13 protein-coding genes are annotated in these 15,034 nt (G+C 61.2%); 6 read left to right on the top strand and 7 right to left on the bottom strand.

All coding sequences use genetic code 11. From position 1 onward, the window contains the following. Positions 1–24 precede the first annotated feature (24 nt). Entirely contained in the window at positions 25–1,080 is a 1,056-nt protein-coding gene (locus ACLH0H_RS22665) for a permease (protein WP_411379707.1), read from the top strand. 683 nt (positions 1,081–1,763) lie between these two features. Here the strand turns inward: ACLH0H_RS22665 and mnmH are convergent. From mnmH to ACLH0H_RS22645, 4 genes are all read right to left on the bottom strand, one after another. Continuing rightward, positions 1,764–2,858 carry a tRNA 2-selenouridine(34) synthase MnmH gene (gene mnmH, locus ACLH0H_RS22660; RefSeq protein WP_411379706.1) on the bottom strand — a complete coding sequence of 365 codons (1,095 nt, stop codon included), beginning with the start codon at positions 2,856–2,858 and terminating at the stop codon, positions 1,764–1,766. Then, the gene (selD, locus tag ACLH0H_RS22655) at positions 2,858–3,892 is read right to left on the bottom strand and encodes a selenide, water dikinase SelD (protein ID WP_411379705.1); all 1,035 of its coding nucleotides are present in this window, start codon (positions 3,890–3,892) and stop codon (positions 2,858–2,860) included. The genes mnmH and selD overlap by 1 nt, the downstream gene beginning before the upstream one ends. Positions 3,893–3,985: 93 nt before the next feature. Beyond that, entirely contained in the window at positions 3,986–4,735 is a 750-nt protein-coding gene (locus tag ACLH0H_RS22650; RefSeq protein ID WP_064055477.1) for a TerC family protein, read from the bottom strand. Between the two features lie 27 nt (positions 4,736–4,762). Further along, complete coding sequence (locus tag ACLH0H_RS22645; protein WP_411379704.1) at positions 4,763–5,014, bottom strand: hypothetical protein; 252 nt, start codon at positions 5,012–5,014, stop codon at positions 4,763–4,765. A gap of 135 nt (positions 5,015–5,149) precedes the next feature. Here ACLH0H_RS22645 and nhaR point away from each other — a divergent pair, with 135 nt between their 5' ends. From nhaR to ACLH0H_RS22625, 4 genes are all read left to right on the top strand, one after another. Next, entirely contained in the window at positions 5,150–6,052 is a 903-nt protein-coding gene (gene nhaR / locus ACLH0H_RS22640; RefSeq protein WP_411379703.1) for a transcriptional activator NhaR, read from the top strand. Positions 6,053–6,209: 157 nt separating this feature from the next. Next, a complete protein-coding gene (gene sstT / locus ACLH0H_RS22635) occupies positions 6,210–7,430 on the top strand; it encodes a serine/threonine transporter SstT (protein ID WP_411379702.1) in 1,221 nt (406 codons plus the stop codon). A 197-nt stretch (positions 7,431–7,627) separates the two neighbouring features. Continuing rightward, the gene (locus tag ACLH0H_RS22630; RefSeq protein WP_411379701.1) at positions 7,628–9,361 is read left to right on the top strand and encodes a DEAD/DEAH box helicase; all 1,734 of its coding nucleotides are present in this window, start codon (positions 7,628–7,630) and stop codon (positions 9,359–9,361) included. After that, positions 9,358–11,337, top strand: coding sequence for a 3'-5' exonuclease (locus ACLH0H_RS22625; RefSeq protein ID WP_411379700.1), 1,980 nt, complete (start codon positions 9,358–9,360; stop codon positions 11,335–11,337). Before ACLH0H_RS22630 ends, ACLH0H_RS22625 begins: the two co-directional genes overlap by 4 nt. 96 nt (positions 11,338–11,433) lie before the next feature. Here the strand turns inward: ACLH0H_RS22625 and ACLH0H_RS22620 are convergent, their stop codons facing one another. After that, positions 11,434–11,943, bottom strand: coding sequence for a DUF1993 family protein (locus tag ACLH0H_RS22620; protein WP_076955152.1), 510 nt, complete (start codon positions 11,941–11,943; stop codon positions 11,434–11,436). Positions 11,944–12,059: 116 nt separating this feature from the next. On the opposite strand from ACLH0H_RS22620, the gene ACLH0H_RS22615 reads away from it, so the two are divergent. Then, positions 12,060–12,707 (top strand): YceH family protein, encoded by a 648-nt coding sequence (locus tag ACLH0H_RS22615; RefSeq protein WP_186690146.1) that lies wholly within the window; start codon positions 12,060–12,062, stop codon positions 12,705–12,707. A 232-nt stretch (positions 12,708–12,939) separates the two neighbouring features. Here ACLH0H_RS22615 and ACLH0H_RS22610 read toward each other — a convergent pair whose 3' ends face one another. Both ACLH0H_RS22610 and ACLH0H_RS22605 read right to left on the bottom strand, forming a co-directional pair. Continuing rightward, the gene (locus tag ACLH0H_RS22610) at positions 12,940–13,746 is read right to left on the bottom strand and encodes a sulfite exporter TauE/SafE family protein (protein ID WP_411379699.1); all 807 of its coding nucleotides are present in this window, start codon (positions 13,744–13,746) and stop codon (positions 12,940–12,942) included. Further along, the gene (locus ACLH0H_RS22605; protein WP_411379698.1) at positions 13,747–14,991 is read right to left on the bottom strand and encodes an FAD-dependent oxidoreductase; all 1,245 of its coding nucleotides are present in this window, start codon (positions 14,989–14,991) and stop codon (positions 13,747–13,749) included. Positions 14,992–15,034 lie beyond the last annotated feature (43 nt).

The following is a 15,034-nucleotide window of genomic DNA, read 5'->3' as shown; positions in this document are numbered from 1 at the left end:
TCGTCTCATCTGCGGAACATCACCATGCCCGACCTCATATCCTCCCAGCCCAACCGGGGCTGGTCCTTCTGGTGGAAACCGGCTCTGTTCCTGCTGGTCGCCTGCGTCGGCCTCTACTATGTGAAGTGGTCGCCCTACTACCTCAAGGCCTTTGTTGCCGCCGACAACCACAGCATCGGCGCCTCGATCCTCAACGATCAACAAAGTTCGCCCCTGGCGGCGGCGCTGGCCTATGCGCAGGTGTATTTCCTGGCGATCTGGAAAGCCGCGGTGTTGGCGGTGATCCTCGGTTCGCTGCTGCAAGTGCTGATCCCCCGCGACTGGTTGCTGCGTCTGTTCGGGCGCGCCGGGCTGGGCTCGACCCTGCGCGGCGGGCTGTTCGCCTTGCCGGGGATGATGTGCAGTTGCTGCGCGGCGCCGGTGGCGGCGGGTATGCGGCGCCAGCAGGTGTCGGTGGGCGCGGCGCTGGCTTTCTGGATCGCCAACCCGGTATTGAACCCGGCCACCCTGGTGTTCATGGGCTTTGTGCTGGGCTGGGGCTTTACCGCGTTGCGGTTGGTGGCGGGGATCGTGCTGGTGGTGGGCGTGTCGCTGGTGGCACAACGCATCGCGCGCCCCGACCAAGTGCCGGAAGCCGCACTGGAGGCCGTCACCGAGGCCAGCACCGTTGAGTCGCAACCGTTCCTGAGCCGCTGGCTGCGCACCCTGTGGCAACTGTTCTGGAGCACGATCCCGATTTACATCCTGGCGGTGCTGATCCTGGGCGCGGCGCGGGTCTGGCTGTTCCCCCATGTGGATGGCGCCATGGCCAACAGCCTGGTGTGGCTGGTGCCGCTGGCGATTGTCGGCACGCTGTTCGTGATTCCTACAGCGGCGGAGATCCCCATCGTACAAACCATGATGACCCTGGGCATGGGCGCCGGCCCGGCCGTGGCCCTGCTGATGACCCTGCCGAGCGTGAGCCTGCCGTCGCTGTTGATGCTGCGCAAGGACTTTGATGCGCGGGTGCTGGTGACAGTGGCGGGGTTGACGATGTTGGTGGGGGTGGTGTGTGGGTTGATCGGGGCTATGGTCCTTTAGGTTTCGGGTGAGGGGCCTCATCGCAGCATGGGTATCTACACAACTTTCAGTTGACCAATCTCCCTGTGGGAGCTGTCGAGCATCAGCGAGGCTGCGAAATCGGTGGGTCAGGCGATGAAAATGCCAGCAGTGCCGCCGCCTTCGCAGCCTCGCCGGGGCTCGACAGCTCCCACATTTTGAACCGAGTTCGACATGAATACTGGTCGGCTCTAAGGCCGCCGCGCTTTGTTTTTGATCTTGATCTGAGGCGCCCCGTTAACCACGCTGGCCGCAATTCGATATTGATTTGGGGGGTAAACCGGCAGGACGCCGGTTTAGCCGCCCCGCGCCATGGATGGCGCGTGGCGGCGGCCCCCCAAATCAATGTCGGATTACGGGCATGCCGAGCCTAGGCGAGGCACCGAGTGGTGGGGCGAAGCGTTTTTGGTTACTTTTTGCGCTCTTCAAAAAGTGACCCGCCGTAAGGGCGGAACCCTAAGCCGCCGTTACCGCAGCAACGGATATGTACTCGGTCAAACCCAAAAAAACGGTCGACCCGAAGGCCGCCAAGCAAGCTCCTCGCCACACACCGTTGAAAGTTGGGTAGATACCCATGCTCATCGCAGGCAAGCCAGCTCCCACATTTCGAACTGTGAATGCAGTCGAAGGTGGGAGCTGGCTTGCCTGCGATGGCGTCAGAAAGTTCACCCCACTCTTTCGCGCAAATACTCCACCACCGCACCCTGCTCTCCTGCAAACTCGATGCGCGCGCCCTTGCTTTCGCGCTGGAACGCATACATCGGGTCGTAATACTCGCGCAATAACCCTTCGATCCACACCCGGTGCACATCCACCGCACCGCTGCGCGCCTGCTCGGTCAGGGCGTCATGCATGACCGCCTGCAACCGCTGGAAACGCTCACCGCCCAGGCGCTTGTGGATGTTGGCCAGGCTCTGCGTGAGCCGTTCGGCAAACACGGCCTGGCCCTGCTCGCCGAACATCTGGACGAACTCCGCACACAGGTCCACCACGTAATCGCGCAGGATCCGCTCGACCCGCCCTTCAACGCTGTCTTCCAACCACACCATGGGGAATGACTGCATGCCCTTGTGCAGCGGCAATGGCAGCGCACAACTGCCGATCATGCGGCTTTCGTCCTCGACCACGAACTGCTCGATACCCGCCGCGCGTTTTTTCAGCAGGTCCACCGCCAGGCGGTTTTCGAAGTCGATGTTGGACGGCTGCGCCGTGGCGCGCTTGCCGAAGCTGGAACCACGATGGTTGGCGTGGCCCTCCAGATCCAGCGCGTTGCGCAACTGGCCGAGCACTTCGGTCTTGCCGGTGCCGGTCATGCCGCCCAGCAGCACGAAATCACACTCGGTGGCGGCGCGCTCGACGGTGTCCAGCAAAAAGCCGCGCATGGCCTTGTAGCCGCCGCCGACACGCGGGTAGTCAATGCCCGCCTCGGTCTTGAGCCATTGCTGCACGATCTGTGAACGCAAGCCGCCGCGAAAGCAATACAGGTAGCCCTCGGGATGGGCCTGGGCGAACTGCGCCCACTGTTCGATGCGCTGCGCCTTGACCGCCCCAGACACCAGCTCATGGCCCAGCACGATTGCCGCCTGCTGCCCTTGCTGCTTGTAGCAAGTGCCGACGCGCTGGCGCTCGTCATCGGTCATCAGGGGCAGGTTGACCACGCCTGGAAAGGCGCCTTTGACGAATTCGACCGGCGCGCGGGTATCCATCATCGGCCGGTCATTGAGGAAGATGTCGCGATAGTCGGTGATGTCAGTTGCCATCAAAACACCTCTACCGCGTGGGTCTGTCGCTCAACCAGCGCGCCGATAGGCTCAAGGGCCAGCCCGAGTTCGGCGGCCACGGCGTGGAACTCGGCGTCGCCTTCGGGGGTGACCGCGATCAACAGCCCGCCACTGGTCTGCGGGTCGCACAGCACGCGCTTGTGCAACTCTTGCAAGCGCCCGAGCTTGCTCGCGTAACTGTCGAAGTTGCGCAGGGTACCGCCCGGCATGCAGCCCTGGTCCAGGTAGTCCTCGATCCCCGGCAGGCGTGGGACCTTTGCGTATTCGATGCGTGCCGTCACACCGCTGCCGTCAGCCATTTCCACCAGATGGCCCAGCAGGCCGAAGCCGGTCACGTCGGTCATTGCCGTGACACCCGCCAGTTTGCCGAAACGGCTGCCCGGCTTGTTCAGGGTACACATCCAGTCGCGAGCCAGGCCGATGTCGGCTTCACGCAACTTGCCCTTCTTCTCGGCGGTGGTGAGGATGCCGATGCCGATCGGCTTGGTCAGGTACAGCCGGCAACCGGCGGTGGCCGTGTCGTTGCGCTTCATGTGGCGCTTTTGCACGATGCCGGTCACGGCCAGCCCGAAGATCGGTTCCGGCGCGTCGATGGAATGGCCGCCCGCCAGGGGAATGCCGGCTTCGTCGCACACCGAACGCCCGCCACGGATCACTTCCCGGGCAATTTCCGGTGCCAGCACATTCACCGGCCAGCCGAGAATGGCGATGGCCATCAACGGGTCGCCGCCCATGGCGTAGATGTCGCTGATGGCGTTCGTGGCGGCAATGCGCCCGAAGTCGAAAGGGTCATCGACAATCGGCATGAAAAAGTCAGTGGTGGAGACCACGCCGCGCTCCTCGTCGATGGCGTAGACCGCCGCATCGTCGCGCGAGGCGTTGCCCACCCACAGGTTAGGGTCGAGGTTTTGCGCACCGCTGCCGGCGAGGATTACCTCCAATACCTGGGGCGAAATCTTGCAGCCACATCCCGCGCCGTGGCTGTATTGGGTAAGACGAATCGGCTCGTTCATGTAGGACCTCACGCTATCAAGTGCGCGAATTCTACCAGACAGCAAAAGGCCAGCTGTGCTCTTGTGAGCGCAGCCGGCCTTTTGCGTCAGCGGTTACTGCCGAGCGGCAAGCAAACGCTTGTGGCGGTTGCGCCGGGCGATGTTCAGGCACTCGATCGCCGCCGAGAACGCCATGGCCGCATACACATAGCCTTTAGGCACATGGGCACCGAAGCCTTCGGCGATCAGCGTCATGCCGATCATGATCAGGAAGCCCAGGGCCAGCATCACCACGGTCGGGTTGTCGTTGATGAACTTGGCCAACGGCTCGGCCGCCACCAGCATCACGATCACCGAGGTCACCACGGCAATGATCATGATCGGCAAGTGCTCGGTCATGCCCACGGCGGTAATGATGCTGTCGATGGAGAACACCAGGTCGAGCAACAGGATCTGCCCGATGGCCGCCGCAAAGCCGATGGCAACCGTATTGCCGACGCTGGCTTTCTCTTCGGGCTCCGGGTCCATGCTGTGATGGATCTCGGTGGTCGCCTTCCACACCAGGAACAGGCCACCGGCGATCAGGATCATGTCCTTCCACGAGAAACCCTGGCCGAACACTTCGAACACCGGCGTGGTCAGTTGCACGATAAACGCGATGGTGCTCAACAGGCCCAGGCGCAGGATCAACGCCATGCTGATACCGATGCGCCGCGCCTTGGCCCGGTGCTTCTCGGGAAGCTTGTTGGTGAGGATCGAGATAAAGATCAGGTTATCGATGCCCAGCACGATTTCCATGACGATCAAGGTCGCCAGGGCAACCCAGGCGGTGGGGCTGGCGGCCAGCTGTAAAAGGTAGTCCATAGGTCAGTCCTGACGTTGTGCGGGAAATTAGGCTTCTTTACTGTTCGATTCTGACGCTTCGTCTTCCTGATCATCCTTTTTTTGCGGGTTGATCAGGCCGTTTGTCGCTTCGCTCAATGCCTGTTCGGCGGCCTTCTGGGTGTCATCGATCGCTTGCTTGGCCGATTCGGTCGCCTTGCCCAGCACTTGCTGTGCGCTTTTTTCGACCTGATCGCAACCGCTGGTCATCACCAATGAAAGCGCAAGCAGCGATGCCGCGCCCAGGGAATTGAGTTTCATGATGTATTTCCTCGTTAGAACCATTGGGTCCAAATAGTGGCCCCGCGATAGCGAGGCATTCTAGGCAGGCTGACAGTTCAGGAAAATTCGTATTTTTCTAGCGTATACTTCGATTTTTACGAAGTAATGACCGTTATGCTCAATTACCGACAACTGCACTACTTCTGGGTGGTAGCCAAGACCGGCAGCATCGTGCGCGCGTGCGAGCAGCTCAACCTCACGCCCCAGACCATCAGTGGGCAGATCAGCCTGCTGGAGCAGACCTTTGGTATCGCGCTGTTTCAACGCGTCGGCCGCCAGCTGGAACTGACCGAAGCCGGACGCCAGGCCCTGCCCTACGCCGAGCACATGTTCCAGACCGGCAATGAATTGGAAGCCATGCTGCGTGCCCAGCCCGATGAACAACAGATCCCATTTCGCGTCGGGGTGGCGGACGTGGTGCCCAAGTCCATCGTCTACCGGCTGATCGCGCCGACCATGGAGCTGAGCGAGCCGATCCGCATCACCTGTCGCGAGGACAAACTCGAACGCCTGCTGGCCGACCTGGCGATCCAACGCCTGGACCTGGTGATTTCCGACAGCCCCATGCCGACGCACCTGGATATCAAGGGCTACAGCCAGAAGCTGGGCGAATGCGGCATCAGTTTTTTCGCCACCCAGGCCTTGGCCGACACCTACGGCGGTGAATTCCCCCAGTGCCTGCACGGTGCGCCCTTGTTGATTCCCGGCGCGGAAACCGTGGTGCGCAGCCGCTTGCAGCGCTGGTTTGCCGAGCAGCAGATTCAACCGAAGATCATCGGCGAATTCGATGACAGCGCCTTGATGCAGGCATTCGGCCAATCCGGCAGCGGGATCTTTATCGCCCCCAGCGTGATCGCCGATGAGGTGGTGCGCCAGTACGGCGTGGCGCTGATCGGCCAGACTGTTGCCGTGACCGAGTCGTTCTACGCGATCTCGGTGGAGCGCAAGGTCAAGCACCCCGGCATCGTCGCGATTACCGAAGGTGCGCGCCGGGAGTTGTTCACCACCCTGCCCTGACGCCAGCAGGCGCCTGGCGAAACCCTACGAGCGCTTGACACGGAATGCCGCACCAAACGGGACGCGTCCTACAGCATGCTAGACTTTGCGCCTGCTTCCTACAGCGCTTTCTGCCTGCAATGCTGCGTCCTACTAAAAAAATCAGAGACAACTGTTTATGACTGCTGCCCCCTCCCTGTTCCAGCGCCTGACACGCGTCAGCCTGGTCACGCAAATCGTCATCGGCTTGATCGCCGGCATCCTCCTGGCTTTGCTGCTGCCCGAGGCGGCCAAGGCCACCGGGTTTATCGGCAAAGTGTTTGTTACCGCGCTCAAGGCGGTGGCACCAATCCTGGTGTTTGTGCTGGTGATGGCGTCGATCGCCAACCACAAGCATGGCCAGGAAACCCATATCAAGCCGATCCTGTTCCTGTACCTGCTGGGTACCTTTGCCGCTGCCGTCGTGGCGGTGGTTGCCAGCATGTGGTTCCCCTCCTCGCTGGTACTGGCCACGCACGACACGACGGTCAGTGCGCCGGGCGGCATCGGTGAGGTGCTGCAAAGTCTGCTGCTGAGCGTGGTGGACAACCCGGTCAGCGCACTGATGAACGCCAACTTCATTGGCATTCTGGCCTGGGCCATCGGCATGGGTATTGCCATTCGCCATGCCGGCGAAACCACCCGCACCGTGCTCGACGACCTGTCCAACGGCGTCACGTTGATCGTGCGTGTGGTGATCCGCTTCGCACCGTTGGGCATTTTCGGCCTGGTGGCCTCGACCCTGGCCACCTCCGGCTTCGGCGCCCTGCTCGGCTATGCTCACCTGCTGGTGGTGTTGATCGGCTGCATGCTGTTCGTCGCGCTGGTGGTCAACCCGGCCATCGTGTTCTGGAAGCTGCGCCGCAACCCCTACCCGCTGGTGCTGCTGTGCCTGCGCGAAAGCGGGATCACCGCATTCTTTACCCGCAGCTCGGCGGCGAACATTCCGGTCAACCTGGCGTTGAGCAAACGCCTGGGCCTGCATGAAGACACCTACTCGGTGTCGATCCCGCTGGGTGCCACCATCAACATGGCCGGCGCCGCCATCACCATCACCGTGCTGACCCTGGCCGCCGTGCACACCCTGGGCATCGCCGTCGACCTGCCGACCGCCGTGCTGCTCAGCGTCGTTGCGGCCATCTGCGCCTGCGGTGCGTCGGGCGTCGCGGGGGGGTCGCTGCTGCTGATTCCATTGGCGTGCAGTCTATTTGGCATTCCGAGTGAAATTGCCATGCAGGTGGTGGCCGTAGGCTTCATCATCGGCGTGCTGCAGGACTCGGCGGAAACCGCGCTCAATTCGTCCACCGATGTGCTGTTCACTGCTGCCGCTTGCCTGGGCAAGGAAGAACAGCCGACTTGAACGTCAAAAACCGGGGCCGTTCATCAACGAACGCCCCTGGCCTATGGGTGGATAACAGAGCCGGCGCCGCTCCCCCTCGCGAGACGCCCTGGCGATTTATCAGGGGGCACGGTGTGTAACCCCTGACTCGCAACCACCGCAAACATTGTGTAACACTGCCAGGACATGCCTCGGTCGATAAGGATTGTTCACCCGCCATGTCTGGACAAAATCCACTGATTCAAAAACTGTACGAATTCATTTATGCGGAGCAAGCTGCCAATCTGCAGAAACTGGATGAAGTATGGAAACGCCCGCTGCAAGACAAGTTGTTGCAAGGCTGGACACAGGGCTTCATCCGGCTCGAACGCGGTGAAAAACCCAAACATTTGTGGGCTTACATCGACGGCAACGAGTCACGCTTTCGAGCAGGCGATTTGCTGCGGGTTCATCTGGGCGACGCCCAGGGCCCTCTATTGTGCCAGGGCATGAAGTTCGAGAAGGAAGAGGACGACCGTTGGCTGCTCAGCTCCGATAGGGCCATGCTGATCTGGGAGAGCTATGAGGAAGGTGTTTGTTACGCCGACCCCGATGGCATTGATCTGACCCCACGCTACATACAAACCCTGCAAGACATCGAGAGCGACGCGCAGGGAAATAATGCAATCCTGCCACTGCTCGGCAACGCTCCCGACATCAGCTTTTATGACCTCGACGTCGACTACGGCGAACGGATCGCACGCGCTGAGGGCTGCAACAAGAAACAAGCCGAGGCCGTGGGCCTTGCGCTGGGCGCAGAGCAGATTGCCTGCATCCAGGGACCGCCAGGCACCGGCAAGACCCGGGCGCTGGCGCTGATTGCTCAATTGCTGGTGGACCGGGGCGAACGCGTGTTCGTCACTTCGCATACGCACATGGCGATCAACAATGCCTTGAGCAAGATCGCCGACCGCAAAGTACCGACGCTCAAGGTCGGCGGCAGCCGCGAAGACCTCGACAAGCACGTAGATTGGGAAGCTGAGCCCGCCAGATGGGAGCGCCTGCCTGAAGCCGGGCAGGGCTATGTGATTGGCGCCACGCCCTTCGCGACGTGCAGTTCATTGGCCAATTACAGTTTCGACACCGTCATCTTTGACGAGGCCAGCCAGATTACCCTGCCTCTTGCCTTGATGGCGATGCGCAAGGGCAAACGATTCATTTTCATCGGTGACCAGAAACAACTGCCCCCCGTGCTGCTTTCACGCTCCATTCTGTCCAACGACCCCATGTCAGTGTTCGCACGCCTGACAGCCCAGGATGCCGACCATTGCGTGATGCTGGAAGAAACCTACCGGATGAACCGTTGGCTCACACAATGGCCCAGCCAGATGTATTACGACGGGCGCTTACGTGCTGCGGGTGCCAATGAAAACCGTCTGCTGCTGCCCCATCGTGAGCGAGTCTTCAGTGAAGCACTTGATCCAGAGGCCTGCGCGGTGTTCATCGCAACGCCGGACTCGAAGGCGCGCAACCGTAATCCGACTGACGTAAAGTGCGTCGTCCAATTGTGTCAGGAAGCCTTCGAACTTGGGCTGCCACTGCATGAAATCGGGATTGTGACGCCCTATCGCGCCCAGGGGCGCGCGATTCGCCAGGCACTCGCCAGGCAGTTCGGCCGAGAGGCGGCCAATACAGTCGTGGCCGATACGGTCGAACGCATGCAAGGTCAGGAGCGTGAGCTGGTGATTCTGTCTCTGGCCAGTGGCGATGAGGCGTTCATCAGTGCAATCGGTGAGTTTTTCTTTCAGCCGGAGCGGCTGAATGTGTCCATTACCAGAGCGATGACCAAGCTGATCATCATCGGCCCGGAGCTGAAACACGGCATTGTGTGTTCCAGCGACGTGGCACAGGGCTGGGCGGAGCAATATCGTCAGTTAATCGGCCAATGCCGTAAAGTCGATTTCCCGCAATGACCCTGTTCATTCCCGAATGGCAACGCAGCACCGGCTCTCAACTGCAGTGCAAGCGGGTGCTCAAGAGCCTTGAAGGTGACTTTGTCGTGCGCAAATGCCTGACCCGGGACACCTGGTCGCCGGACTTTTTCCTGCAACGCGGTGAACTTGAATGGCTGGCCCTGATGGTTTGCGAACTGCCGTTCGAGACCCTGGATCCGGGCCAATTGTTTACGACTGAAGATCAGGCCACATTCACCCAGACGCTGGAGCAACTGTCGACCTTCGAGGCCCGAGCGGGCATCCCTGCCTTGCGCAAGCTGGTCGTGATGTGGGGCTGCGACTCGGATCAGAGCGAAGCTTTATGGACACGGCATTGCAAGGATCGTGGCATACGGCTGATGTCAAAAAAAACCTTCATTGAATCCGGTGCGCAGCAGTTGCCCAGGCTACTTAAAACGCTGCCACCGGACGCCAGGCAAAGCCTCATGGGTCATTACTTTCCAGAGGCTGAAATAGCCGGGACGCTCACCACACGCCGTCATTTTTCGCGCGATAACAATGCCCGGACGCTGCGCTACTTCCTGGATGCCCAGCAGGAGTGGGCAAGCAAACTGGATCTGGAACTGCCGGATGAGCAGGCAGAAGTGGCAGGCGACTTTTCCGTGAAGCTGATCAATGGTGTCGCAGGCAGTGGAAAAACGCTCATCGCCGCGAGCCGCGCGCTGATACTGGCGAAAAAATTTCCTGATCAGCAGGTACTCATGCTGATCCACAACGTTCCCGTGGTAAAAGACCTCAAGCACCGCCTGCAGCGCGTCTATGGGGAAATACCGGCAAACCTGAGCATCGTCACCGCGCTGAGCTGGATCTCGAAGCAGTGGCGCAGGTTATTCAAGCAAACGCTGAAAATGCCCGGGAATGACACGGAAACCATCGACCTTATTCAGCATTTTCGGGACCTCGACCACCCTGACCTGAAGCCGCGTAACGAACAGTTGCTCGATGAGTTCAACTTCATAAACGATACGGTGGTCGTCGACGCGTCCGACTACCTCAACGTCGATCGAGCGGGCCAAGGTTTTGCGTTGCGAAAAGAGGAGCGCCAACAAGTTTGGGCGTTGTACGAACGGGTAACCGCGGCCTTGTTCAAGCAGTCCGGTCTGCGTATGTGGAGCTCCCTGCCACGCGATCTGTGCCTGGCCAATCGTCCTGAAAAACTCGAACCCTATCACCACATTCTGGTGGACGAGGCTCAGTTCTTCGCGCCCTCATGGTTCCAACTGATCAAACTCACGCTGAAGCGGACCGAAGGGACGCTGTTTCTGTGTGCCGATCCGAATCAGGGATTCCTGAAAAGCCGCCTCAGTTGGAAACGGGTCGGTCTCGATGTGGCCGGTAAAACCAAAAAGCTGCGTAAATCGTACCGCACCACTCAGGCCATTCTGAGCGCCGCCAACCAGATGCTGGCCGGTATCACCCAGACCGATCCTGACGATTATCTACAGCCGGACTTCGAAGGTATGGAGTCAGGAACACCACCGCTGTTTGTCTTATCGCCGTCACGACAGGATGCGGTGGCACAAGTCTGCAATGAAATCTGTGCCCATCAGAAGCGCGTCGAATTGCCGTTATCGGGAATGTTGCTGCTCTACGGCAAGAGTATCGACAAGAAACTCTTGATCAAAACGCTTAAGGCGCGCTTTGGCACCGATCGAATCTGGGACATGAACGAGACGGATGCCGGGCCCGGTCATGATGACAGCCTACGAATCGCCACGGTCGAAAGTGCAACCGGACTGGAAGCCCCGGTGGTGTTTCTGGTCGGGCTGGAAAAGTTACTCAGTCTCGTACAAAACGAAAACGTGACCGCCGACGAGCTGGAGCAGAATGCCCGCAAACTCTACATGGCGATGACTCGCGCAGGCCAAAAGCTGGTATTGATTTCATCGACGGCACTTTCGGAGAAAATTGCCCGGCTGTTTGAACACGCGTGAAACAGCCCGACAAAAAGTGATGAACCGGCGGCGTGCTTTTCGACCCCTGGGGCCGTGCATCCAGGCACGGCCCCAGACTGCCTTGTGGGCCTGGGTTTAGAACGCGCCCATGTAATCGCGTTTGCCCACTTCCACACCGTTGTGACGCAGCAAGGCGTAAGCGGTGGTGACGTGGAAGAAGAACTGCGGCAGACCGTAGGTCAGCAGGTAGGACTGGCCGCTGAAGCGTTTCTCTTTTGGCGTGCCTGGGCGGGTGACGATCTCGATGCCTTCCTTGCCGTCGATCTGCTCAGGCGCGATGGTGTCGACGAACGCCAGGACCTTGGCGATCAGCGCTTGCAGGTCGGCGAAGGTGACTTCGGTGTCTTCATATTTCGGCACTTCGATCTCGGCCAGGCGCGCGGACACGCCCTTGGCGAAGTCGACGGCGATCTGCACCTGGCGCACCAGTTGGAACATGTCCGGGAACAGGCGCGCCTGCAGCAAGGCGTTCGGCTCGATGTTCTTGGCGCTGGCGTGGGCTTCGGCCTTGGTCAACACACCGCTCAGGGCGGTGAGCATTTGCTTGAAGACGGGGATGGAGGCGGCGTACAGGGAAATAGTCATGGCAGTCTCGCGATTAAAGGCAGGATTGGAACCAGCGGCGATTATAGCCATACCCATTGCTTGTCTTTTATTTTTTCGGGATTAGGCTAAGCAGTTCACTGCATAGGGAAAGCGCGATGACCGCCGAGCACGACACCGACACCCCTGAGCCGCGCCTGAACAGCACGGAAATTCGCGTCCTGGGCTGCCTGATCGAAAAACAGGCGACCAACCCGGAAACCTACCCCTTGACCCTCAATGCCCTGGTGCTGGCCTGCAACCAGAAGACCAGTCGCGAGCCGGTCATGAACCTGAGCCAGGGCCAGGTGGGCCAGAGCCTGCGCGCGCTGGAGGGCCAAGGCTTTACCCGCCTGGTGATGGGCAGCCGTGCCGACCGCTGGGAGCATCGCGTGGACAAGGCGCTGGAACTGGTGCCGGCCCAGGTGATCCTCACCGGGCTGCTGTTTTTGCGCGGCCCGCAGACCGTCAATGAACTGTTGACACGCAGCGGGCGCATGCACGACTTCGAGGATGCCGAACAGGTGGTGCATCAACTGGAGCGCCTGATTGCGCGGGGGCTGGCGTTGTTGGTGCCGCGTCAGGCGGGGCAGCGCGAAGATCGTTATACCCATGCGCTGGGGGATCCGGCGGATATCGAAGCGATCCTGTCGGCGCGGGGCAGCCCCGTCGAGCGCGGGGCCGGGGTTTCGGCGGACCGGATCGAAGAACTGGAAGCGCGGATAGCAGCGCTCGAAGAACGGCTGGCCCAGCTGGAGCAGGCCTGACGGCAGGCGTTGGCGCTATCGTGCAGCAAACTGGATCTGTGTGGCGGCTTGTTGTGGCGAGCGGGCTTGCCCCGCGTTGGGGTGCGAAGCAGCCCCAAAACCAGGCGCAGAGGAATGTCTGATACTCCGCATTCGTCTTCATTGGGGGCGCTTCGCACCCCAACGCGGGGCAAGCCCGCTCGCCACAACAATCCCGCTCGCCACATCCACATCCAGCCTGCTCGCCACAGGTTCAACGCAAGGCGTTAAATAGCATTCCTATCGCTACTACCACACACAGGCTGGCAAACCCCACCTGCAAGGCGCGCGCGGGGATCACCGAACACAGGCGTCGCCCGGCCAGCATGCCGACGACGCTTGCGCCGATAAACACCCAGCCCAGCGGCTCGATGCGCACGCCGGCATGCAACGCGCCGGCGACGCCGATGAGCGAAAGCAGGCTGATCACCATCAGGGACGTGGCGACAATGCCGCGCATCTGCACATCGGTGAGTTGCTTGAACGCCGGCACAATCAGGAAGCCACCGCCCACGCCGAGCAAGCCCGATACCGCGCCCGTTACCGCGCCGAGGGCCGCCAGGGTCGCGCTGCATTTGGCGGTCCAGGCGAAGCGCCCGGTCTGCTGGTCGAGCATGCAGTTCTTCTGGGCCCAGGATGCGGTGCCATGGTCACTCGGCCCGGCTTCAGGTTTTTCCCGCCGCAACATGCGCCAGGCCACCAGCACCATCAACGCGCTGAACAGGCCCATCAGCACGGCTTCCGGCAATTGGTGGGCGAGAAACACCCCCACCGGCGAAAACAGAGCGCCGAGCAACGCGATCAACAACGCGGCGCGGTAGCGCACCAGGCCATGGCGCAAACCGTCAAGCGCGCCCACCGCCGCCGCCGCGCCAACGGCGAGCAGCGACACCGGCGCGGCCTGGGTCATGCTCAGGCCCAGACCCAGCACCAGCGCCGGCACCCCGAGGATGCCGCCGCCCGCGCCAGTCAGGCCCATAACCAGGCCCATCAACAATCCCAACACACCGGCCAGCAGCATTCAGTCCACCTTGCTCAGACGGGTCAGCCACTCGCGGCCCTTGAGCATGCCGTTCCAGTAGAACCACGGCAGCATGGTGGCCTTGAGGAACCACATCGACCGTCGTGCCCGGGTAGGGTCCAAGGGAAAGGTCGGCAGCAGCTTGCCGCCATAGCCGAACTCGGCCAGCACCACCTTGCCCTTCTCCACCGTCAACGGGCAGGAACCGTAGCCGTCGTACTTGAGCGGCAGCGGCGCCTGCTTGCGCAGCGCCAGCAGGTTTTCGGCAACCACCACGATCTGCTTGCGCACGGCGGCGGCGGTCTTGGCATTGGTGGTGCCGCACACGTCCCCCAGCCCGAAGACGTGCGGGTAGCGCAAATGTTGCAGGCTGTGGGGGTTCACTTCGCACCAGCCGGCCGCGTCGGCCAGCGGGCTTTGGCGGATGAAATCCGGGGACGCCTGCGGTGGGACCACGTGCAGCAGGTCGAAGGACTTTTCTTCGACGCGGACATTGCCCTCGGCGTCCTTCACCTCGAACCAGGCCTTGCGGGCCGGGCCGTCGACTTTCACCAGATTGGCATTGAACGCCAGGCGCGCGTTGTATTTCTCCACGTATTTCATCAACGGCGGCACAAAGGTCGCCACGCCGAACAGCGCGGCGCCGGCCAGGTTGAATTCAACGTCGATATTTTTAAGAACACCCTGCTTGAGCCAGTGATCGCAGGACAGGTACAAGGCTTTTTGCGGCGCGCCTGCGCATTTGATCGGCATGGCCGGCTGCGTGAAGATCGCCTTGCCGCCCTTGAGCTGCTGCACCAACTGCCAGGTGTAGGCGGCGTGCTGGTAACTGTAGTTGGAGGTGACACCGTTTTGGCCAAGGGTGTCTTGCAGCCCTTCAACCTTCTCCCAGGCCAGGCGCAGGCCGGGGCAAACGATCAGGTGCTGCCAACTGACGCGCTGGCCGCTGTCGAGAACCAGGGTGTGCTCGTCCGGCAGCACCTCGGTGACGGCGGCCTGCACCCAGGTGATGCCATTGGGCAGCACGCCAGCCAGCGGACGGCGGGTCTTTTTCACGTCGTAGGCGCCGCCGCCCACCAACGTCCAGGCGGGTTGGTAATAGTGGTGTTCGTTGGGTTCGATCAGGGTGATATTCAGCCCGGGTTCGCGCTTGAGCAGGCTGGCCAGCAGGCCGATGCCCGCCGAGCCGCCGCCGATGACGACGATATCGCCACTGATGGTTGGGCCCCAGTGTTGTTCGGTCATGGTCTATCGCCTTTTATCGTCAATGCACACAAGGGGCGTTGCC

The sequence above is a fragment of the Pseudomonas sp. MPB26 genome, assembly GCF_046605355.1.
Taxonomy (GTDB): domain Bacteria; phylum Pseudomonadota; class Gammaproteobacteria; order Pseudomonadales; family Pseudomonadaceae; genus Aquipseudomonas; species Aquipseudomonas cedrina.
Note: the sequence above shows the minus strand (reverse complement) of the source record. Positions and strands in the feature narration are given on the sequence as shown.